Here is a 23,810-nt window from a genome sequence, read left to right as displayed (position 1 = left end):
GATGCTGCGGGTCCATCGCCAGGGCCTCCCGCGGCGAGACGCCGAACACGGCCGGGTCGAAGTCACCGGCGTCGTAGAGGAAGCCGCCCTCGCGGGTGTAGGACGTGCCAGGGTGGTCGGGGTCCGGGTGGTAGAGGTTCTCGACGTCCCAGCCACGGTCGCCGGGGAACAGGCCGACGCCGTCGCGGCCGCCGGCGACCAGGTCCCACAGCTCGTCGGGGCTGCTCACCCCGCCCGGGAAGCGGCACGCCATGCCCACGATCGCGATCGGCTCGTCGGAGAGCGCCGCCGCGCTGATCACCGGCGCCAGGTCGGCGCCCGCCCCGAACAGCTCCGCGGCCAGGTGCTCGGCGAGCGCCGTCACGTTCGGGTAGTCGAAGATCAGCGTGGACGGCAGTCGCAGCCCGGTCACCGCGGCGAGGCGGTTGCGCAGCTCGACCGCGGTCAGCGAGTCGAACCCGAGCTCACGGAACGGCATGTCCGCGGCCAGCAGCGCACCGTCGGCGTGACCGAGTACGGCGGCGACGTGCGTGCGGACCAGTTCGAGGACGATCCGGGTGCGATCGGTCTCGGACAGTCCGGCGAGCTGGGTGGCGAAGGCACCCTCCGCCCCCGCGCGCCGGTTCTGCGCCGGGACCAGGGTGCGCAGCAGCGGCGCGACCTGGTGATGGGTGCGCAGCGCGGCCAGGTCGAGCCCGATCGGCGCGATCGCGGCGCGGCCGGTGCCGAGCGCGGCGTCGAAGGCGGCCAGGCCCTGCTCGGCGGTGAGCGGCACGATGCCGCTCTGCCGGGCGCGGGCCCGCTCGGCCTCACTCAGGTCGCCGCCCATGCCGGCTTCCCAGAGTCCCCACGCGAGAGACGTCGCCGGAATGCCCGCGCCGCGCAACTGTTCGGCGTAGGCGTCGAGGAACGCGTTGGCCGCCGCGTAGTTGCCCTGACCGGCGTTGCCGAAGAGGCCGGCCGCCGAGGAGAAGAAGACCAGCGCTGTCAGGTCCCTCGTCGCGGCGACGATGTTCCGGGCCGCGTCCACCTTGGCCCGGAAGACGGTCTGCAGCCGCTCCGGTGTCAGATCGGTCAGCAGCGCATCGTCGAGGACACCGGCGGCGTGGATGACCGCGGAGACCCGCTCCCCGCGCAGCGCGTCGGCCACGGCCGCGGCATCACCGAGATCGCAGGCCACCGAGCGGACTCGAGCCCCCTCGATCTCCACCGGCCGCCCGGAACGAGACAGCAGAACCAGCTCGCGTACGCCGTGAGCCCGCACCAGATGCTCCGCGACGAGCCCGCCGAGCGTACCGGTGGCCCCGGTCACCACGACCACGCCGTCACCCAGGTCGAGCGTCCCGGACGCGGCAGCCCGGACCAGCCGCGGAACCAGGACGTCCCCGTCGCGCACCACCGCCTCCGGCAGCGACACGGCCACGTTCTGCGCCGCGTCCACCAGATGAAGCCGCCCGGGGTGTTCGGCCTGGGCGCTGCGCACGAGACCCCACAGCGCGGCGCCGTCCGGGTCGGTGATCCGCTCGCCGGCCGCGCCGTAGGTGCGCACCACGATCCGGGACTCCCCGTCCCACGCCTGCAGCATCGCCAGCAGGGCGGCCGTCCGTTCCGCGGCCGGGCCGGGAGCCGAGGCGTCCACGACAAGCACCGGGACACCGGCCGGCAGCTCGTCGCCGAGCGCGACGACCGGCGCCTCGTCGGCCGTGGCGTCGACCGGCACCCATCGGACCGCGAAGAGCAGACGGTCGGCGTTGGTGAGCTGCGCGTTGTCGACCACCCGCAGGGTCAGGCGCTCGACCGCGGCGACCGGGAGGCCGGAGCTGTCGGCCAGCTCGACGCGCACACTGTCCGGGGCGGCCCCATGGGTCAGCCGGACCCGCAGCAGCGGCCCACCCGGGCGGAACGACCGGACTCCGGCGAACGTGAACGGCAGCCGCACACCGTGCGAGGGCAGCAGGCCGCCGGCGCCGACCGCGTGCAGGGCGGCGTCGAACAGGGCCGGGTGCAGACCGTACCCGGTGATCGCCTCGTCGTTGGTGACCTCGGCGAACACCTCGTCATCACGGCGCCACACCTGGCGCAGGGCCTGGAACGACGGCCCATAGGTCATGCCGGTGCCGGCCAGGGACGCGTAGAAGTCGCCGATCGGCACCTCGTCGGCGCCCGCGGGAGGCCACGCCACCAGGCCGGCCGGTTCCGGGGAGCCGTCGGCCGACACCGAACCGGTGGCGTGAAGGGTCCACGGCTCGGACTCGTCGGCGCGGGCGTGCACGGTCACCGGCCGCGCCTCCGGGCCGTCACCGACGGTGACCCGGACCTGGACGCCCCCATCGGCCGTGAGCGTCAGCGGTGCCTGGAGCAGCAGCTCGTCGAGGACCCCGGCACCGGCGCCGGCACGGTCCGCGGCGGCCAGCACCATCTCCACCAGGGCGGTGCCGGGAACCACGATCCGGTCGAGGACGACGTGGTGCGCGAGCCACGGATGCGTGGCGACCGAGAGCCAGCCGGTCAGGACGGTCGCGGCCGAGTCGGGCAGCTCGACTGCCGCGCCGACCAGGGCGTGCCCGGTTCCGATCAGGCCGAGCCCGGCCGGGTCGGTGATGTGGCGGCCGGGGCGCGGGCGCGGCCAGTACAGCGCGTGCTGGAACGCGTAGGTGGGCAGGTCGACGCGCGAACCCTCGCCGAGCATCGCGGCCCAGTCGACGTCCTGCCCGTCGACCCACAGTTGAGCGACCGCGCCGAGCAGGGTTTCCACCTCGGACCGGTCGCGGCGCATCGCCGCCACCGCGACGATGTCGGCCTCACGTGCCAGGGTGGCCAGCACGGTGTCCGGACCGAGTTCGAGCACCCGGTGGGAGTCGAGTGCAGCGATGGTGTCGCCGAAGCGAACCGTGTCACGCACGTGGCTGACCCAGTACTCGGCATCGGGAATGGTGGCGATGGCCGCCCGGAACTCGTCCAGCATCGGATCCATCAGCCGCGAGTGGAACGCGTGACTGGTTCGCAGCCGGGTCGTCTTCCAGCCATGCGCCTCAACCGGTGAAATGTCCGCTTCCAGCCCGGCGACGACGACCGCGCGCGGCCCGTTGACCGCGGCGAAGTCGACATCCGGGAATGCGTCCCGCACCTCGTCCTCGGAGGCCTGCACGGCCAGCATCACCCCACCGGGCGGCAACGCCTGCATCAACCGCGCCCGCGCCGACACCAACGCTGCCGCCTCCACCAGCGACAGGTCACCGCGCGCGAAGGCGGCCGTGATCTCCCCGATCGAATGCCCGGCGAACACGTCCGCCGTGATCCCCCACGACCGGACCAGCGCCAGCAGCGCCACCTCGAGGGCGAAGATCGACGGCTGCGCCCATCCCGTCTGATCCGCATCCAGATCCGGGATCTCCAGCAACGCCGACACCTCGTCGAACGCCTTCGCGAACACCGGGAACGCCTGGTACAGCTCGCGGCCCATCTCCGCGCGCTGCGAACCCTGACCCGTGAAGACGATCGCCAAGCGGCCGTCGGTGGCGGGCTTGTGCCGGTCGGCGCTCGCAGCGATGTCGAGCAGGTCGACGACGGTCTGGTCGGCGGTCCCGGCGAGCACCACCGCCCGGTGCGGCAGCGCCGTGCGGCCCGCGAGTGACACCGCGACGTCGGCCCGCGAAACGGTCGGCCGGACGTCGAGGAAGTCGAGCAGCGCGCCGGCCTGCCCGGCGAGACCGGCGGCGTCGTGCCCGGACAGGACCAGCGGCACGGTCGCGTGGGTGGATACCGGGGCGGGCTCCGGGACGGGCGGGGCCTCCTCGACGATGACGTGCGCGTTCGTGCCGCTGATGCCGAACGACGACACGCCGGCACGGCGCGGATGCGTGGTGGCCGGCCACGGCCGCGGCTCGGTGAGCAGCGACACCGACCCGGCGCTCCAGTCCACCTGGTGGGTCGGCTCGTCGGCGTGCAGGGTGCGCGGCAGGACGCCGTACCGCATCGCCAGGACCATCTTGATGACGCCGGCGACCCCGGCCGCGGCCTGGGTGTGCCCGATGTTGGACTTGACCGAGCCGAGCCACAGCGGCGCCCCGGTCCGCCCCTGCCCGTACGTGGCGAGCAGCGCCTGCGCCTCGATCGGGTCGCCGAGCGAGGTCCCGGTCCCGTGCGCCTCGACCGCGTCGACCGCGGTGGCCGCGATCCCGGCGGTGGCCAGCGCCTGCCGGATGACCCGCTGCTGCGAGGGCCCGTTGGGCGCGGTGATGCCGTTGGAGGCGCCGTCCTGGTTGACCGCGCTGCCGCGGACGACCGCCAGCACCGGGTATCCGGAGCGGCGCGCGTCGGAGAGCCGGGCGAGCAGCACCACGCCCGCGCCCTCACCCCAGCCGGTGCCGTCGCCGTCGGCCGAGAACGCCTTGCACCGCCCGTCGGGAGCGAGCCCGCGCTGGCGGCTGAACTCGACGAACGCGCCGGCGGTGGCCATCACCGTCACACCGCCGGCCAGGGCCAGGTCGCACTCGCCGGAACGCAGCGCCTGCGCGGCCAGGTGGATGGCCACCAGCGACGACGAGCAGGCGGTGTCCACGGTGACCGCCGGGCCCTCGAAGCCGAACGTGTAGGACACCCGCCCGGAGACCAGGCTGCCGGCGCTGGCCGCTCCCGCGTAGCCCTCCGCGCCGGTGTCGCCCTGTCGCAGCAGGGTGGCGTAGTCGCCGTAGAGGACGCCCGCGTACACGCCGGTCCGGCTGCCGCGCAGCCGCGACGGGTCGATCCCGGCCCGCTCCATCGCCTCCCACGAGGTCTCCAGCAGCAGCCGCTGCTGCGGGTCCATGGTCACCGCCTCGCGCGGGCTGATCCCGAAGAACCCGGCGTCGAACTGGCCCGCGCCGGCCAGGAAACCGCCCTGCTTGACGTACGAGGTGCCCGGGTGATCGGGATCCGGGTGGTACAGCCGCTCCAGGTCCCAGCCGCGGTCGTCCGGGAAGCCGGCGATGCCGTCGCGCCCGTCGGCGAGCAGCCGCCAGAATTCGTCGGGCGTGCTCACGCCACCCGGGTAGCGCAGGCCCATGCCGACGATGACGATCGGGTCGTCCTGATCGGTCGCGGTCACCCGGTCCGGCCCGGCCGGTGCCGCCAGCGCGCCGACCAGCTCCCCGCGCAGGAACGTCGCGAGGGCCTGCGGGGTCGGGTAGTCGAAGGTCAGCGTCGCCGGCAGGCGCAGGTCGGTGGCCGCGTTGAGCCGGTTGCGCAGCTCGACGGCGGTCAGCGAGTCGAACCCCAGTTCGCTGAACGCGCGCCCGGCCGGGACGGTGTCCGGCGAGGCGTGCCCGAGCACCGCCGCGACCTGCGCCCGGACCAGGTCGAGCAGCATCCGGTCCTGGTCGGCGACGGCCAGCCCGGCCAGCCGCTGCAGCAGGCCGGTGGCGGTGGCGCCCGCGGCCGTGCGGCGGGCCGGGGCCGCGTCGCCGGCCAGAGCGCGCAGCAACGGCGGCAGGCCGGCGTCACCCTGGCGGGCGCGCAGTACGGTCCGGTCGATCCGGATCGGCACGAGCAGCGGCCGCTCGCCGACCGGGGCCGCGTCGAACAGAGCCAGGGCCTCGTCCAGCGGCAGCGCCGCGATGCCGCCCCGGCTGAGCCGCCGCTTGTCGACGTCGGTGAGGTTGCCGGCCATGCCGGCCGCGGTGTCCCAGGCGCCCCAGGCCAGCGAGGTGGCGGGCAGCCCGCGGCGGCGCCGGGAAGCCGCGAAGGCGTCCAGGAACGCGTTGGCCGCGGCGTAGTTGCCTTGGCCCGGGGTGCCGAGCAGGCCCGCCACCGAGGAGTACACGACGAACGTGTCCAGGTCGGCGCCGAGCGTGGCCTCGTGCAGGTTGACGACCGCGTCCACCTTGGCCCGCAGCACGGTGCCGAGCCGCTCCGGGGTCAGCCCGGTCAGCACGGTGTCGTCGAGCACGCCGGCGACGTGCACGACGGCGCGCACGTCCACGTCGTGCAGCGCCCGTTCCAGGTCGTCACGGTCGGCCACGTCGCAGCTGACCAGCCGGACCCGGGCGCCGGCCTCGACCAGCTCGGACCACAGCTTGCCGGCGCCGGGCGCGTCGGCGCCGCTGCGGCTGAGCAGCAGCAGGTCGCGCACCCCTCGGCGGTGGACGAGGTGCTTGACCAGCAGGGCGCCGAGCGTGCCGGTGGCGCCGGTGACCACGGTGGTGCCGGTCTCCCGGACCGGACGCGGCATGATCAGCACGTTCTTGCCGACGTGCCGGCCCTGGCTGACGAAGCGGAACGCCTCGCGGGCGTGCCGGATGTCCCAGGCGCGCAGCGGCGGCAGGCGCAGCGCGCCGCTCTCGAACAGCGCGACGATCTCGGTGAGCATCTCCCGGATGCGCTCCGGGCCGGCCTCGAACAGGTCGAAGGGGCGGTAGCGCAGGTGCGCCGGCCCGGCCGGGTCGCGCAGGTCGGTCTTGCCCATCTCCAGGAACCGGCCGCCGTCGGACAGCAGGCTCAGCGACGCGTCGATCAGCTCGCCGGCCAGGGAGTTGAGCACCACGTCGGCGCGGCCGAACTTGGCGGCGAACTCGGGGGTGCGCGAGGAAGCGATCGCGTCGTCGCCCAGGCCGAGCGCGCGCAGGGCGTCCCACTTGGCCGGGCTGGCGGTGGCCAGGACGCGGGCGCCGAGGTGCTGGGCGATCTGGACGGCGGCCGTGCCGACCCCGCCGGCGCCGGCGTGCACGAGCACGGTCTCGCCGGCCCGCACCCCGCCCAGGTCGACCAGGGCGTAGTAGGCGGTCAGGAAGGCCATCGGGACGGCGGCGGCCTCGGCGTACGTCCAGTCGCACGGCATTCGCACGAGCAGGCGCCCGTCGGTGACCGCGACCGGCCCGAACCCGCCGGCGAAGGCGCCCATGACCCGGTCGCCGGGGACCAGGTGGTCCACGCCGGGCCCGGCCTCGAGCACCACGCCGGCGCCCTCGCTGCCCATGTCCAGCGGGTTGTCGCTGGGGTAGACGCCCAAAGCGATCAGCACGTCCCGGAAGTTCAGGCCGGCGGCGCGGACCGCGACCCGGACCATGCCCGGTTCCAGGGCCTGCGCGGGCGGCTCGTACGCGGCCAGCCGCAGGTGCTCCAGGGTGTTGCCGCCGGCGCTCGCCAGGCGCCAGGCCGGCGCGGCGGGCGGGGTCATCGCCGGGTCGGTGAGCGCCCGCACCAGCCGTGGCGTGCTGACGCTGCCGCCGCGAATCATCGCCTGCGCGACGTCACCGGCGGCGACCACCGCGGCCAGCACGTCCCAGGAGGCCGGAGCGCCGTCCACGTCGGCCAGCACGATCCGGGCCGGGTACTCGGACTGGGCGGAGCGGATCAAACCCCAGACCGCGGCGTGTGCCAGGTCGGTGGGTTCCTCGCCGGGGCCGCCGGCGACCGCTCCGGTGGTGGTGACGACCAGGGTGGTGGCGGCCAGCCGCTCGTCGGTGATCCAGCGCTGCAGGGCGGACAGGGCCCGCCGGGTGGCAGCATGTACCCGGCCGGCGAGCCCGGCGGTGTCCGCCGCCGGCGCCGGCGGGCAGTCGAGCAGCAGCACGGCGGGGGCGTCGACGAGGGTGTCGACGTCCGGAACCGGCCATCGGGTGTCGCCGAGCGCGGCCCAGCCGGACGGAGCGGGCACCGGCTCGATCAGGTGCTCGGCCCAGTCCACGCCGAACAGCGACTGCGCCGGCGCCGGGCGGTCGGCCGAGACCGACCGCATGACCAGGGAACCGATGGTGACGACCGGCTCGCCCGCGCCGTCGGCCGCGACCAGGGTGACCCGGTCGGTGCCGGAGGGTGTCAGGCGTACGCGCAGGGTCGTCGCACCGACCGCGTGCAGTGTCACGTCGGTGAACGAGAACGCCATCCGCGCACCCGGTTCGGCGCCGGTCCCGGCCAGGGCCACGCCGTGCAGGGCGGCGTCGAGCAACGCCGGGTGGATCCCGAACCGGGCGGCCTGGCCGGCCGCGGTCGCGGGCAGGGTGATCTCGGCGTAGACCTCGTCGCCGAGCCGCCAGGCGGCGGTCAGGCCCTGGAACGTCGGACCGTAACCGAAACCGGCGGTGGACAGCCGCTCGTAGAACCCGTCGACCGGCACCGCCACGGCCCCGGCGGGCGGCCACATCCGCAGGTCGCCGCCGCCGGGGCCGGAAGGCGCGAGGTGACCGGCGGCATGCAACGTCCAGGGCTCGTCGGCCACCCGGGAATGGATGGTGACCGGCCGCCGTCCCGCGTCGTCGGCGGGCCCGGTGACCACCTGCAGCGCGATGCCGCCGGAGTCGCCGACCGGCAGCGGCGCCTGGACGGTGAGCTCCTCCAGCACCGGCGTGCCGGTCTGCTCGCCGGCCCGCAGGGCCAGCTCGACCATGGCCGTGCCGGGCAGCACGGCGGTGCCGAGCACCGCGTGGTCGGCCAGCCACGGATGGGTGGCCACGGTGATCCGGCCGGTGAAGACGCTGAGGTCGCCGTCGGCCAGGGTGAGCGCGGCGCCGAGCATCGGGTGATCGGTCGCGGTCAGCCCGAGCCCGGCCGCGTCGACCGTGACCAGATCGGCCGCGGACGGCCAGTACAGCTGGTGGCGGAACGGGTAGGTGGGCAGGTCGAGCAGCCGCTGCGGCCGCTGCGGGTAAAGCGCGGCCCAGGTCACGGTGGAGCCGGCCGCGTGGATGCGGCCGAGCCCGGTGAGGAACGCGGTCACCTCGTCACGGTCGCGGCGCAGCAGCGGCACCGCGCCGTCGACCATGGCCGACAGCACCGCGTCCGGGCCCAGCTCCAGGAACCGGCCGGCGCCGAGCGCACCCAGCGCGTCCACCGCGTCGGCGAAGCGGACCGGTCGGCGCACCTGGTCGACCCAGTACTGCGGATCGCTCCACTGCCCGACGGCGACCGGGCGGCCGGTGACCGTGGAGACCGCGGCGATCGTCGGCTCGGCGAAGGTCAGACCGCGCACGATCACCGCGAACTCGTCGAGCATCGGCTCCATCAGCCGCGAATGGAAGGCGTGGCTGGTGCGCAGCCGGGTGGTCTTGAAGGGCCCGGCCTCCACCGGCGCGAGCTCGGCCTCGGGACCGGACACCACGACCGCGGCGGGGCCGTTGACCGCGGCGATGTCGACGCCGGGGAACGCGGCGCGGACCTCGTCCTCGCCCGCCTGCACGGCGACCATCACACCGCCGGCCGGCAGCGCCTGCATCAGCCGCCCGCGGGCGACGACCAGCGCGGCCGCGTCGTCCAGGGAGAGAACTCCGGCCGCGTACGCGGCGGTGATCTCCCCGATCGAATGACCGGCGACGATCTCCGGGGTGAGTCCGAGCGCGCGTACGGTCTCCAGCAGCGCGACCTCGACGGCGAAGATGGCCGGCTGGGCGTACCCGGTGCGGTGCAGGTCCTCCGAGTCGAGGACCTCGTGCAGCGGGCGGTCCAGGTGCCGGTCGACGGCCGCGGCGACGCCGGCGAAGGCGTCGGCGTACTGCGGGAACCGCTCGGCCAGCGCGCGGCCCATGGCGAGTCGCTGCGCGCCCTGCCCGGTGAACAGGAAGGCCAGCTTGCCCGCGGCCGGAACGCCGGTGACCAGGCCGAGGCCGGGTTCACCGACGGCCAGCGCGGCCAGTGCCGCCTGCAGGGCACTCCGGTCGTCGGCCAGCACCAGCGCGCGGTGTTCGAGGGCGGCCCGGCCGGTGGCGAGGGCCCACCCCAGGTCGGCGACCTCGACCTGCGGCTGGTCCTCCAGGTGCGTGTAGAGCTGCTGGGCCTGGGCGCGCAGCGCCTCGGGGTCGCGGGCGGACAGGACCACGGGCACCGGCGCCGGGATCGGTGCGGCCGGCTCGGCGGCGGCCGGGGCGGGCGGCTCCTCGATGATCATGTGGGCGTTGGTGCCGCTGACGCCGAACGACGAGACGCCGGCGCGGCGCGGCCTGTCCCCGGCCGGCCACGGCTGGTCGGTGGTGAGCAGCTCGACCTGCCCGGCCGTCCAGTCGACGTGCGGACTGGGCTGCTCCAGATGCAACGACTTGGGCATGGTGCCGTGCCGCATGGCCAGCACGGCCTTCATCACGCCGGCGACACCCGCGGCGGCCTGCGTGTGTCCGATGTTGGACTTGACCGAGCCCAGCCGGGCCGGGTGGCCGGTGGTCCGGTCCTGTCCGTAGGTGGCCAGCACCGCCTGCGCCTCGATCGGGTCGCCCAGCCGGGTGCCGGTCCCGTGCGCCTCGATCATCTCGACGTCGTCCACGGACAGCCCGGCGTTCGCCAGCGCCTGCCGGATGACACGCTGCTGGGACGGGCCGTTCGGGGCGGCGATGCCGTTGCTGGCGCCGTCCTGGTTGACCGCGCTGCCCCGGATCACGCCGAGGATCGGGTGGCCCAGGCGCTGGGCGCGGGAGAGTCGTTCGAGCAGGACCAGGCCGACGCCCTCGGAGAGGCCGATGCCGTCGGCGCGCTCGGAGAACGCCTTGCAGCGCCCGTCGGCGGCGATGCCGCCCTGCCGGGAGAACTCGGTGAACGCGCTCGGGGTGGCCATCACGGTCACGCCGCCGGCCAGCGCCATCGTGCACTCGTCGGTGCGCAGGGCCTGCGCGGCCAGGTGCATGGCGACCAGCGACGACGAGCAGGCGGTGTCGATGGTGACCGCGGGCCCCTCCAGGCCCAGCGTGTACGAGACCCGGCCGGAGATGACCGCCGCGGTGGTGCCGGTGATCAGCAGTCCCTCGGCCGCTTGCACGGAACCGCCGATGAGGCGTACGTAATCCTGGGTGTTGGATCCGATGAACACGCCGGTGCGGCTGCCCTTGAGCGTGCCGGGATCGATGCCGGCCCGCTCGAACAGCTCCCAGGACGCCTCCAGGACCTGCCGCTGCTGCGGGTCCATGGACAGCGCCTCGCGCGGGCTGACGTCGAAGAAGGCGGCGTCGAACTGCCCGGCGCCCTCGAGGAAGCCGCCCTCGGCCGCGTACTCGTCGTCCGAGTCGTAGGCGTCCTCGAGGTCCCAGCCGCGGTCGCCGGGTGCCCGGCCGATCGCGTCGGTGCCGTTGGCGACGAGCCGCCACAGGTCGTCCGGGGTGTGCACACCACCCGGGTAGCGGCAGCTCATCGCCACGATGGCGATGGGTTCCCGGTCGGCGCTCTCGGCCTGGCGCAGACGTTCGCGGGTCTGGTGCAGATCCGCGGTGACGCGCTTGAGATAGTCGAGGAGCTTGTCTTGATCTGCCAACTCGGGCCTCACTGACATCGGTACGCGCGGGGGCGCGGGAGATCGACGTGACGGTCCGTCCGGAGTGCGTGTCCGCACTCCGCCAGCCTCGGCCGAAGGTAGGCGGCCCCGGTGGGCCGCCCTACCCCTAGCGCTCCCCTAGCTGGGGCTTTACCCCACGCCGAGCTCGTCGATGAAGCGGAACACCTCGTCGGCGCTGGCCGACTCCAGGTCGACCGTGGCGTCCGCCGCCGGTTCCTTGGTCTCGCCCAGCCCGTCGAGCAGCCCGCGCAGCAACATCTCGGCGCGCAGACGCAACGCGGTGTCGCCGGCGGTGGCGGTGAGCTCCTTGGCCAGCTGGTCGATGGTGGCCAGCACCGCCTCCGGGCCGTTCTCCCCGCCGTTCAGCCGGTCCAGCAGCAGCTTCGCCACCGCGGCCGGGGTGGGGTGGTCGAAGACCAGCGTGGCCGGCAGGGTGAGACCGGTGGCCCGGGTCAGGCGGTTGCGCAGGTCGACGGCGGTCAGCGAGTCGAAACCGAACTCCTTGAACGGCCGCCGGGCGTCGACGGCATCCGCCGAGGGGTGCCCGAGCACCGCGGCGGCGTGCCCGCGGACCAGGTCGAGCACGATCTGCTCGTGCTCGTGCGGCGCCGCCTCGGCAAGCTGGCTGCGCAGCCCGGCCCCGGCGTCCGCGGCCGGTGCGGCCTCGGCGCTCTCCCGCATCGCCCGTACCTCGGGCAGGTCGGCGATCAGCGGCCGCGGCCGGGCGAAGGTGAACGCGCCGGCGAACAGCGGCCAGTCCACGTCGGCCACCGCGAGGAACGCCTCCCCGGCCCCGGCGGCCTGCCGCATCGCGGTGATCGCGGCCGCCGGGTCCATCGCCCGGAAGCCGCGTTTGCGCATGTAGTCCTCGCCGCCGCTGTCCTCGGCCATGCCACCGCCGCCCCACAGGCCCCAGGCCACCGAGGTGACCGGCAGCCCACGCTCACGGGCCTGCTCGGCCAGCGCGTCCAGGGCGGCGTTGGCCGCGCCGTAAACGCCCTGCCGCGCGCTGCCCCAGACACCGGCGTTGGACGAGAACAGCACCACCTGGTCGAGGTGGGCGGGGTCGAGCAGGTCGAGCAGGTGCACGGCGCCGTCGACCTTGCCGCCGCTGACGTAGGCCAGATCGGCTTCGGTCGTGTCGGCGATCAGGATCGGTTCCAGGGTGCCGGCCGCGTGGATCACCGCGTTCACCGGCTGATCCAGATCGGTCAGCAGGGCGGCTGTCTGCGCACGGTCCGCCGTGTCGCAGGCCGCGATTGTCGAGCGTACGCCCAGCGCCTCCAGCTCGTGGCGAAGCTCCGCGGCGCCGGGCGCGTCCGGGCCGCGGCGGCTGGTCAGCACCACGTGCTCGGCCCCGGCCGTGGCGGCCCAGCGGGCCACGTGGGCGCCGAGGGCACCGGTGCCACCGGTGATCAGCACGGTGCCGCGCGGGGTCCACAGCGGCGCGGTCGGGTCGGCCGGGGCCGGCATCAGGCGGCGGGCGAGCACCCCGGTGGAGCGGATCGCCACCTGGTCCTCGTCGTTCAGCCCGGCCAGCACCGCGGTGATCCGGTCGCCGGCCCGTGAGTCGAGGACGGCCGGCAGGTCGATCAGGCCGCCCCACGCCTCCGGGTGCTCCAGGGCGAACGTGCGGCCCAGCGCCCACACCTGCGCCGGGCCGACCAGGGCGGCCGGGTCGCCGGGGACGGCCGAGACCGCGCCCCGGGTCAGGAGCCACAGCGGTGTGGTGGTGCCGGCGAGCGCTCGCATCAGCGTGAGGGTGCCGGCGACATCCAGCATCGAGACGATTCCCGCGTACGGCTTGTCCGGCAGTTCCGTAGCCTGCTCGACCTGCGCCCCGGCGCCGATCAGCGCAAGGGCCACGTCGGACGGGTCGACGCCGGCCGGGTGCACGACCAGCCACGTGCCGTCGAGCCGCCCCGGCTCCGGCTCGGGCAGCGGCGTGAACGCGATCCGGAAGCGCCATCCGTCGACCAGGGACCGTTCCTGCCGGCCGCGGTGCCAGCCGGCGAGGGCCGGCAGCACCGGCGCGAGCACCGCGGGATCCACGCCGAGCGCCTCACCGAGGCGGCCGGCGTCGGTGGCCTCGACCGCGTCCCAGAACTCGTCGCTCTGCGGGTCGGCCGCCTTCCTGCCGTCGTCGGCCAGCCAGTAGCGCTGCCGCTGGAACGCGTAGGTCGGCACCTCCAGCGCCCGGCGCGTCCCGGTCAGCACCGTCGACCAGTCCACCGGGACGCCGATCACCCAGGCCTCGGCCAGGGTGGTCACCGTGCGCCCGGGCTCGTCGCGGCGCAGCGTGCCGGCGACCGCCGCGTCGGCGGCGGTGTCCTGGATCGCGCCGGTCAGCACCGGGTGCGGGCTGACCTCGACGAAGTGCCGGTAGCCGTCGGCGGCCAGGCGCTGCACGGCGTCGGCGAAGCGAACCGGCTGCCGCAGGTTGTCGTACCAGTAGCCGGCGCCGTCCTCGGGAGCCATGGGTTCGGCCCGCACGGTCGAATACCACGGCACCCGGGAGGCGCTGATGCGCACCTCGGCGAGCAGCTCCAGGACCCGCTCGCGCAGCACCTCGACCTGCGCCGAGTGCCCGGCCGCGCTGGCCTTGATCCGGCGCGCCCGGATGCCGGCAGCCTCGTACGCCGCCGCCATGGCCTCGATGCCGTCCTCGGTACCGGTCAGGATCACCGATGCCGGCCCGTTGACGGCGGCGATCTCCACCCCGTCGGCCAGGGTGATGCCGGCCTCGGGGGCGGCGACTGCGAGCATCGCCCCGGCGCCCGCGATCGACATCATCTCGATGCTGCGCAGCGCCACGATCCGCGCCGCGTCCTCGAGGCTCAGCGCCCCGGCGACACAGGCCGCCGCGATCTCGCCCTGGGAATGCCCGACCACCGCGGCCGGGGTGACACCGTGCGCCTGCCACCACGCGGCCAGGGACACCATCACCGCGAACAGCACCGGCTGGACCACGTCGAGCCGGTCCAGCTCGCGACCCTCGCGCAGCACCTGCTCGACCGAGTAGCCGAGGTGCTCGCCCAGCGCGGCGTCGCACTCACGCAGCCGGGCCGCGAACTCCGGGGAGCTGTCCAGCAGGTCGGCCGCCATGCCCTCCCACTGGCCGCCCTGGCCGGGGAAGACGAAGACGACACCACCGGCCGGGCCGCTCGTGCCGCTGGCCGCGCCGGGCGTGGGCCGGGCGTCGGCCAGCGCCGCGAGGGCGTCGAGATCGGCGCCGAGCACGACCGCCCGGTGCTCGAGCTGCGCGCGCCCGGCCAGCGTGTGGGCGACGTCGACCGCCGGCACCCCGGGGTGCTCGCGCAGGAAAGCGGCCAGCCGGCGGGCCTGCCCGGCGAGCGCGCCGGCGTCGCGGCCGGACAACGGCAGCGGGACGACCGGCAGGTCCGCGTTCGCCGGCGCGGGCTCGGCCGGCTCGGCCTGCTCCAGGATGATGTGGGCGTTGGTCCCGCTGATGCCGAACGACGAGACGGCGGCGCGCCGGGGGCGGTCCAGCTCGGGCCAGGCCCGTTCGGTGTCGAGCAGGACGACCGCCCCGGACTGCCAGTCGATGTGCGGGGACGGCGCGTCGATGTGCAGGCTGCGCGGCATCACGCCGTGGCCGAGCGCGAGCACCGTCTTGATCAGCCCGGCGACGCCGGCGGCGGCCTGCGTGTGCCCGAGGTTCGACTTGATCGAGCCGAGGTGGAGCGGCTCGCCGTCGCGCTGGCCGTACGTGGCCAGCAGCGCCTGCGCCTCGATCGGGTCGCCGAGCGTGGTGCCGGTGCCGTGCGCCTCCACGAGGTCCACGTCGGCCGTGGTCAGGCCGGCACCGGCCAGCGCGGCCCGGATGACGCGCTGCTGGGACGGCCCGTTGGGGGCGGTCAGCCCGTTGGACGCGCCGTCGGAGTTGACCGCGGAGCCGCGCATCACGGCCAGCACCGGGTGGCCGAGCCGGCGGGCGTCGGAGAGCCGTTCGACGAGCAGGATGCCGGCGCCCTCGGACCAGGTGGCCCCGTCCGCGGCGGCCGAGAACGGCTTGCACCGCCCGTCGGCCGCGGTCGCGCCCTGCCGGGCCACCTCGACGAACGTGCTCGGGTTGGCCATCACCGACACACCGCCGGCCAGGGCCATCGTGCACTCGCCGCGGCGCAGCGACTCGGCCGCCAGGTGCAGGGTGACCAGCGACGACGAGCACGCGGTGTCGATGGTGAGGGCGGGGCCCTCCAGGCCGTACACGTAAGCCAGCCGGCCCGAGGCGACACTGCCCGACACCCCGGTCGCGCGATAGCCCTCGACGCCCTCGGGCAGCGTGGTCAGGCCGGAGCCGTAGTCGTGGTACATCAGGCCGGTGAAGACGCCGACGCGCTCGCCGCGGCGGCCCAGCGGGTCGAGCCCGGCACGCTCGAACGCCTCCCACGAGATCTCCAGCAGCAGCCGCTGCTGCGGGTCCATCGCCAGCGCCTCGCGCGGGGAGATGCCGAACAGCCCGGCGTCGAAGTCACCGGCGTCGTAAAGGAAGCCGCCCTGCTTGGTGAAGTCGCCGCCGAGGTCGTCCCAGCCACGGTCGGCCGGGAAGCCCGAGATCGTGTCGACGCCGTCGCGCAGCACCCGCCACAGGTCCTCCGGCGAGCGCACGCCGCCGGGGAACCGGCACGCCATGCCGATGATCGCGATCGGCTCGTCGGTACGTGCCGGCGCGGCCGGGACCGTCGCGGCGGTGGCGCCGAGCACCTTCTCGAGCAGGAACCGGGCGATCGCACGAGCGTTCGGGTAGTCGAAGGCGAGCGTCGCCGGCAGGGTCAGCCCGGTGGCCAGCTGCAGGCGGTTGCGCAGCTCGACCGCGGTGAGCGAATCGAAGCCGAGTTCGCGCAGGGCCCGGTTCGGGTCGACGGCGCTGCCGCCGCCGAAGCCGAGCACGGCCGCGATGGTGCCGCGGACCAGTTCGGTGGCGGTCTGCTCGCGCTCGCTGTCGGACACGGCGGCGAGCCGGTCGGCGAAGCCGGCGCCGCCGGCGCGGCGTGGTCCGGTGCGCACCAGCCCGGAGAGCACTGCCGGCAGCAGGCCGCTCGCGGCGGTCTCGCGCAGGGCGGGCAGGCTGAGCGCGACCGGCACCGCGAGGGCCGGGTCAGCGCGCAGCGCGGCGTCGAACATCGCCAGGCCGGTCGCGGCATCGAGCGGCAGCACGCCACCGCGGCGCAGGCGCCGCCGGTCGGCGTCGGTCAGGCGGCCGGCCATGCCGGCGTCGGTGTCCCACAGGCCCCACGCCATCGAGACGGCCGGGAGGCCCTGCGCGCGGCGCCACGCGGCGAACGCGTCGGTGAACGTGTTGGCCGCGGCGTAGTTGGCCTGGCCGGCGTTGCCGAGCAGTCCGGCGGCCGAGGAGAAGAGCACGAAGGCGGCCAGGTCCCGGCCGGCGGTGGCGTCGTGCAGATGCCGTACGGCGTCGACCTTGAGTCGCAGCACGGCGTCCAGCCGCTCACGCGTCAGGTCGGCCAGCAACCCGTCGTCGAGCACGCCCGCGGTGTGCACGACCGCGGTCACCGGCACGTCGCGCAGGGCGGCGAGAACCTGCTCGCGGTCGGTGACGTCGCAGGCGACGGCGGTGACGGTGGCGCCGTCCACCTCGACGGTCCCGCCGGATCGCGACAGCAGCAGCAGATTCCGTACGCCGTGCGCCGTCACCAGATGACGCGTGACCAGCCGGCCGAGCGTGCCGGTGGCGCCGGTGACCACGACCGTGCCCCCGGTCAGATCGGGCAGCTCGTTCCCGGACGGAGCCTGCCGGGCCACCCGCGGGACCAGGATCCGGTCGCCGCGCACGGCGGCCTGCGGGTGACCGGCGGCCACGATCGCGGCCAGGCGGCTGTCGTCGGGGGCGTCGACCACGGTGAAGCGGCCCGGCTGCTCCGACTGGGCCGAGCGGACCAGGCCCCAGAGCGCGGCCGAGACCAGCCCCGGCACGGTGTCCTCGCCGGTGGCGGCGACGGCCCCGTCCGTCCGCACGACGACGTGCTCGGCGGTCGTCTCCTGCAGCGCGGCCAGCAGCCGGGCGGTCTCGCCGCGTACCGTGGCCGGGTCGGCGTCGGCGTCGCTCGCGAAGTTCAGGACCAGCAGGTCCCGCGCGGGCGCGTCCGGGACCTCGGCCTCGACCCAGTCCAGGGTGTGCAGCGGCGCCTTCTTCTCGGCGACGGCGGCGGGGCGCACGGCCACCGCATCGATGTCGAGGACCGGCCGGCCGCCCTCGTCGACCGCCCGCAGCCGGATCGTCTCCGCCCCGTCGGCCGCGGTGAGCCGGACACGCAGGCTGTCCGCGCCGACCGCATGCAGCCGGACACCGGTGAACGTGAACGGCAGCCGGGCCGCGTCACCGGGGATCAGGCCGCCCGCGGCCAGGGCGTGCAGGCAGGAGTCGAGCAGGGCGGGGTGGATGCCGTACCCGTCGGTGGTGGTGTCCAGGGCGACCTCGGCGAGGATCTCGCCCGCAGCGCGCCAGACCCGGCGCAGGCCCTGGAAGGCGGGACCGTAGACCAGGCCGGTGTCGGCGAGGTTCGCGTACAGGGTGTCCGGGTCGGCCGGCTGGGCGTCCCGGGGCGGCCACGGCAGGGTCTCGCTCGCCTCGGCCGGGGACGCCGGGGCCAGGGTGCCGGTGGCGTGCTCGGTCCACGGCTGGTCGCGGTCGGTACGGGAGTGGATGGTGACGGCACGGTCACCGGTCACCGTGACACGCAGGTCGATGCCACCGGTCTCGGGCAGCACCATCGGCGCCTGCAGCAGCAGTTCCCGGACCACGGGCAGGCCGGCCCGCTCACCGGCGGCCAGGGCCAGTTCGAGCAGCCCGGCGCCGGGGACCAGGACCGTGCCGAGCACGTCGTGGTCGGTGAGCCACGGCTGGCCGCGGCGGGAGACGTGGCCGGTGAACACGACGGTGTCCGAGCCCGGCAGCAGGACGGTGGCGGCCAGCAGCGGGTGGCCGGTGCCGTCGAGACCGGCGGCGGCCAGGTCACCGGCGCCCGGGGCGGAGGCGAGCCAGAAGTGCTCCCGCTGGAACGGGTAGGTGGGCAGGTCCGGCAGCCACCGGCCGTCGGTGGGCCAGGCGGACCAGTCGACGTCGACACCGCGGACCCAGGCCTCGCCGAGGGCGCGGATCTGCCCGGCCGGGCCGTCCTCGCCCCGCCGCAGCGTGCCCCACACGCCGGCGTCCGGGGCGCACTGCTCCAGTGCCAGGGTCAGCACCGGGTGCCCGGACACCTCGGCGAACAGCCGGAACCCCGCGCCGGCCAGCTCGGTCACGACCGGGGCGAACCTGACCTGCCGGCGCAGGTTGTCCCACCAGTACTCGGCGTCGACCGGCTCGGTCACCCGCTCGCCGGTGACGGTCGAGTACCACGGGATGGCCGGGGCCGTGCCGGCGATGTCCTTGATCGCGGTCAGCACGTCCTCACGCACCGGCTCCACCTGGGCGGAGTGCGAGGCGTAACCGACCTCGACCTGCCGGGCCCGGACGCCCTGCTGCTCGCACCACGGCACGAACGCCTCGATCGCCGCGCGCTCACCGGCCACCACGACCTGGGCAGGCGAGTTGACCGCGGCGATCGTGATGCCGTCGCGCAGCCATCCGGTGACCGTGTCGGCGCCGGCGCCGATCGACGCCATCCCACCGGTGCCGTCCAGCTCCACCAGCGCCCGCGACCGCGCCGCGACCACCCGGGCGCCGTCCGCGACCGACAGCGCCCCGGCGACCACCGCCGCCGCCACCTCACCCTGCGAGTGACCGATCACCGCGGCCGGGGTCACGCCGTGCGCCTGCCACCAGGCCGTCAGCGCGACGCCGACAGCCCACAGCACCGGCTGCACCACCTCCACCCTGGTCAGCCACGACTCGTCCGACCGCAGGATCTGCTCGACCGAGAAACCCACCAGCGGCCGCAACGCCGCGTCGCACTCGCGCAGCCGGGCGGCGAAGGCGTCCTCCTCCAGCAGGCCGACCGCCATGTGCAGCCACTGACCGCCCTGACCCGGGTAGACGAAGACGACGTCCGTATTGCCGAGCGGGGTGCCGGTGACCGCGGGCATGCCGTTCGCGGCGGCGGCGAGGGTCTCGGCGTCCCAGGCGACCGCGCGGGCCGGCAGCGAGCCGCGCGTGCGGAGCGTGGCGCCCAGGTCGGCCGGCGACGCCGGGTGGGCGAGGACCGAGGCGGCACGGGCCCGCAGACCGGCCGCGTCCGCCCCGGCCAGCAGCAGCGGCACGACCTCCTGCGAGCCGGCCTCGACGGGCTCCACGGCCGGTGCCTGCTCCAGGATGACGTGCGCGTTCGTACCGCTGAAGCCGAACGAGGAGACGGCCGCGCGGCGCAGCTCGGTGGTCTCCCACGGGCGGGCCTCGGTGAGCAGCTCGACCGTGCCGGCCGACCAGTCGATGTGCGACGACGGCGCGTCGACGTGCAGCGTCTTCGGCAGTACGCCGTGCCGCATCGCCTCGACCATCTTGATGACGCCGCCCACGCCGGCGGCGGCCTGGGTGTGGCCGAGATTAGATTTGAGCGAGCCGAGCAGCAGCGGCCTCGCCCGCTCCCGGCCGTAGGTGGTCAGCAGGGCCTGCGCCTCGATCGGGTCGCCGAGCCGGGTGCCGGTGCCGTGCGCCTCGACCGCGTCGATCTGGTCCGGGGTCAGACGCGCGTCGGCGAGCGCGTCGAGGATGACGCGTTGCTGGGACGGGCCGTTCGGGGCGGTCAGGCCGTTGGAGGCGCCGTCCTGGTTGACAGCGGAGCCGCGGATGACCGCGAGGATCGGGTGGCCGAGCCGCCGCGCGTCGGAGAGCCGCTCGACCAGCACCAGACCGGCGCCCTCCGACCAGCCGGTGCCGTCGGCAGCCTCGGCGAACGGCTTGCACCGGCCGTCGCCGGCCAGCCCGCCCTGCCGCGCGAACTCGACGAACGTGCTCGGGCTCGCCATCACCGTGACGCCGCCGGCCAGCGCCATCGCGCACTCGCCGCGCCGCAGCGACTGGACCGCCAGGTGCAGCGCGACCAGCGACGACGAGCAGGCGGTGTCGATGGTCAGCGCCGGACCCTCGAGCCCGAACGTGTACGCCACCCGCCCGGACACCACGCTGCCCGAGGTGCCCGTGGCCAGGTAGCCCTCGACGCCGTCGGGCAGCGCGGTCAGCTGCGCCGCGTAGTCGTGGTACATCACGCCGGCGAACACGCCCGTCCGGGACCCGCGCACGCCGAGCGGGTCGAGGCCGGCCCGCTCGAACGCCTCCCACGCGGTCTCCAGCAGCAGCCGCTGCTGCGGGTCCATGGCCAGGGCCTCGCGCGGCGAGATGCCGAAGACGGCCGGGTCGAACGCGCCCGCGTCGTCGAGGAAGCCGCCCTCGTGCGCGAAGTCGCCGTCCGGCACGTCCCAGCCGCGGTCCTGCGGGAAGCCGGTGATCGCGTCACGGCCCTCGGTCAGCAGCTCCCAGAGCTGGGCGGGCGTCTCCACGCCGCCGGGGTACCGGCAGGCCATGCCGATGATGGCGACCGGTTCGGCGGCGCGCTCCTGGACGTCGAGGAGGTCGCGGCGGGCCTGCCGAAGGTCGGCCGTGGCCCGCTTGAGGTAATCGCGGAGCTTCGCTTCGGTGTCCATGTGTCTCCTCAGTTGGCGCCGAGCTCGTTGTCGAGCAGGCTGAACAGCTCGTCGTCGTCGGCCGTGGTGATGTCGTCGTCGTGGGGCGCGGCGGTCTCGTCGCCGCTGGTGGTGGTGGCCTTCAGCCCGGCCAGCAGGGCGCCCAGCCGCAGGGCGATCCGGGTGCGGGTGGCCTCGCCGGCGGTCCCGGCGGCCAGGCCGGCCTCCAGGCGGGCCAGCTCGGCCAGCAGGGCGGCGTCGCCCTCGGCCACGTCGTCCGGGGCGATCTGCTCGCGCAGCGCCTCGGCCAGGGCCAGCGGGGTCGGATGGTCGAAGATCAGGCTCGGCGCGAGCCGCAGGCCGGTGTCGGCGGCCAGACGGTTGCGGAACTCGACGGCGGTGAGCGAGTCGAAGCCCAGCTCGCCGAAGGCCCGGGTGTCGGCCACCTCGGACTGGTCGCTGTGCCCGAGGACGGCGACCGCATGGGTGCGTACCAGGCCCAGCAGCACGCGGGTGCGTTCCGCCGGGGTGAGGCCGGCGAGCTGCTTGGCGAGCGCCTTGTCGCGCCCGGAGGTTCCGGCCGCCTTCGGCTTCGGCCGGGCCGGGACCAGGTCGGGCAGTCGCCCGGCGGCCGCGACGACCAGCGACGCGGTGGAGCTGAGGGCCGCGTCGAACAGGGCCAGCGCGGCCGGGGTCTCCAGGGGCTCCACGCCGCCGCGCCGCATCCGTTCCCGGTCGCCGCCGGTCACGGCGGCGCCCATGCCGCCGGACCACAGGCCCCAGGCGATCGAGGTGGCCGGGACGCCCTCGGACCGCAGCCGGGCGGCGTAGGCGTCGAGCCAGGTGTTCGCCGCCGCGTAGTTGCCCTGACCGGCGTTGCCCAGCAGACCGGCGATCGAGGAGAACAGCACGAACGCGGTCAGCGACCGTCCCGCGGTGGCGGCGTGCAGGTTGGCCGCGGCGTCCACCTTCGCGGCGAGAACCGTCGTGAAGCGTTCCGGTGTCAGCGAGGTGATCGTCGCGTCGTCGGTCACCCCGGCCGCATGGACGACCGCACTCACCGGGACGTTTCCGAGCAGATCCCGGACCGCGGCGGCGTCGGCCAGGTCGCAGGCCTCGAGGCGGACGTCGGCGCCCGCGGCGGTCAGCTCCGCCAGCAGCTCGGCCGCGCCGGGAGCGCCGGCGCCGCGGCGGCTGACCAGCAGCAGGTTCTTCACGCCGTGGGTGGTCACCAGGTGCCGCGCCAGCGCGGTGCCGAGCGCGCCGGTCGCGCCGGTGAGCAGCACGGTGCCCGTGCCGAGCTCCGGCAGCACGGCCTCGGTCGCGAGGCCGGCCAGGCGCGGGCTCAGCACCACGCCGTCGCGGACGGCCGCCTGCGCGATCCCGGCCTCGACGATGCCCGGCACCAGGGTCTCCGCGTCGATGAGCGTGATCCGTCCGGGATTCTCGGTCTGCGCTGTGCGTACCAGACCCCAGATCGCGGCGTGGTCGATGCCGGGCACCGGATCGGTGGCACCGGTCGCCACCGCACCGTGCGTGTGCACCACGAGGTGGCTGTCGGTGAGGGCAAGACCCTGAACGGTTTCCAGTACGGCGCTCAGCCCGTCGCGCACCGCCGTGGACGTGGCCGCGGGTGTGGTGGCGTCGAGCACCACGATCGGCGGGACGGTCGCCGGCAGGGGTGCGCCGAGCGGCAGCACCAGCCAGTCACTCAGGTCACCGCCCGGCGCGACCGGGACGCGTTGCCACTCGACGGTGCGCAGGCCGGTCGCGGCAGCCGGCAGCGGGCGCAGGGTGACCCGCTCGACGGTCCCGACCGGGAGGCCGGTGCCGTCGGCGAGGTCCAGGCGTACGCCGTCGGCACCGTCCGGGCGCAGGCGGGCCAGCAGCGTCCGGGCCCCGGTCCCGACCAGGCGGGCCCCGGTGAACGCGAACGGCAGCTGCACGGTGTCGACCAGCTGACCGGCGGCAACCGCGTGCAGGACGCTGTCGAGCAGGGCCGGCGACAGCAGGAATCCGTCGGCCGGGTCCGGAACCTCGACCTGCGCGTACGCCTCGGCGCCGGCCCGCCAGACGCGCCGCAGTCCCTGGAAGGCGGGGCCGTAGCCGAGGCCCGCACCGGCCATGGCCGGGTAGAAGTCCTCGAGCACGATCTCCTCGGCGTCGGCCGGCACCGTGACGGTGTCCGCTTCCGATCCGTCGTCGACGCTCAGCTGCCCGGACGCGTTCTCGGTCCACGCCTCGTCCTCGCCGGACCGGGAGTTGACCGTCACCGCTCGCCGGCCGTCCTCGGTCGCCCCCACGGTGACGCGAACCTGGACCGTCCCGCGCACTTCCAGCGGGGCGTGCAGCAGCAGTTCGTCGAGGACCGGGGATCCGGTCATCGCGCCGGCCGCGAGGGCCATCTCGGCGAGTGCGGCCCCGGGGACGATCGGGGTGCCGTGAACGGTGTGGTCGAGCAGCCAAGGGTGGGTGGCCGCGCTGACCGTGCCGGTGAACAGGACCAGGTCCGCGCCCGGCACCTCGGTGCTCGCGCCGAGGATCGGGTGACCGGTTCCCGTCAGGCCGAGCCCGGCCACGTCGGCGGTGGCGCCGAGCCGGGGTTTCGGCCAGAACCTGCGGTGCTGGAACGGGTAGGTCGGGACCTCGGCGCTCGCCCGCCCGACGATCGCGGTCCAATCGACGTGCTGCCCGTGCACCCAGAGCTCCGCCACCGCCGTGAGCAGGGTTTCCACCTCGTCACGGCCCCGGCGCATCGCGGCCACGGCGACGATGTCGGCCTCGCGCGCCAGCGTGGCCAGCACGGTGTCCGGGCCGAGTTCGAGCACCCGATCGGCGTCGAGCGCGGCGATCGTGTCGCCGAAGCGGACCGTGTCACGCACGTGGTCGACCCAGTAGCCGGCGCTGGGAAGTCCCTCGATGGCCGCCCGGAACTCGCCCAGCATCGGGTCCATCAACCGGGAGTGGAACGCGTGACTGGTTC

General features: G+C 75.1%; 3 protein-coding genes. All 3 read right to left on the bottom strand.

Going from position 1 to position 23,810, the window contains the following annotated elements; all coding sequences use genetic code 11:
- On the bottom strand, positions 1–11,203 hold an 11,203-nt coding region (locus tag Acy02nite_RS47070; protein ID WP_239175865.1), incomplete at its 3' end, for a type I polyketide synthase.
- A gap of 150 nt (positions 11,204–11,353) precedes the next feature.
- Positions 11,354–20,848, bottom strand: a complete 9,495-nt coding sequence (locus tag Acy02nite_RS44720; RefSeq protein WP_203755864.1) for a type I polyketide synthase — start codon at positions 20,846–20,848, stop codon at positions 11,354–11,356.
- 8 nt (positions 20,849–20,856) lie between these two features.
- A partial coding sequence (locus Acy02nite_RS44715; RefSeq protein WP_203755863.1) for a type I polyketide synthase occupies positions 20,857–23,810 on the bottom strand: 2,954 nt, incomplete at its 5' end.

It is taken from the genome of Actinoplanes cyaneus (genome assembly GCF_016862095.1).
Lineage (GTDB): Bacteria > Actinomycetota > Actinomycetes > Mycobacteriales > Micromonosporaceae > Actinoplanes > Actinoplanes cyaneus.
Note: the sequence above shows the minus strand (reverse complement) of the source record. Positions and strands in the feature narration are given on the sequence as shown.

What these genes read in the sequence shown, in the direction of transcription:
- Acy02nite_RS44720 (WP_203755864.1), bottom strand. Translation starts at nt 20,848, where the DNA reads ATGGACACCGAAGCGAAGCTCCGCGATTACCTCAAGCGGGCCACGGCC.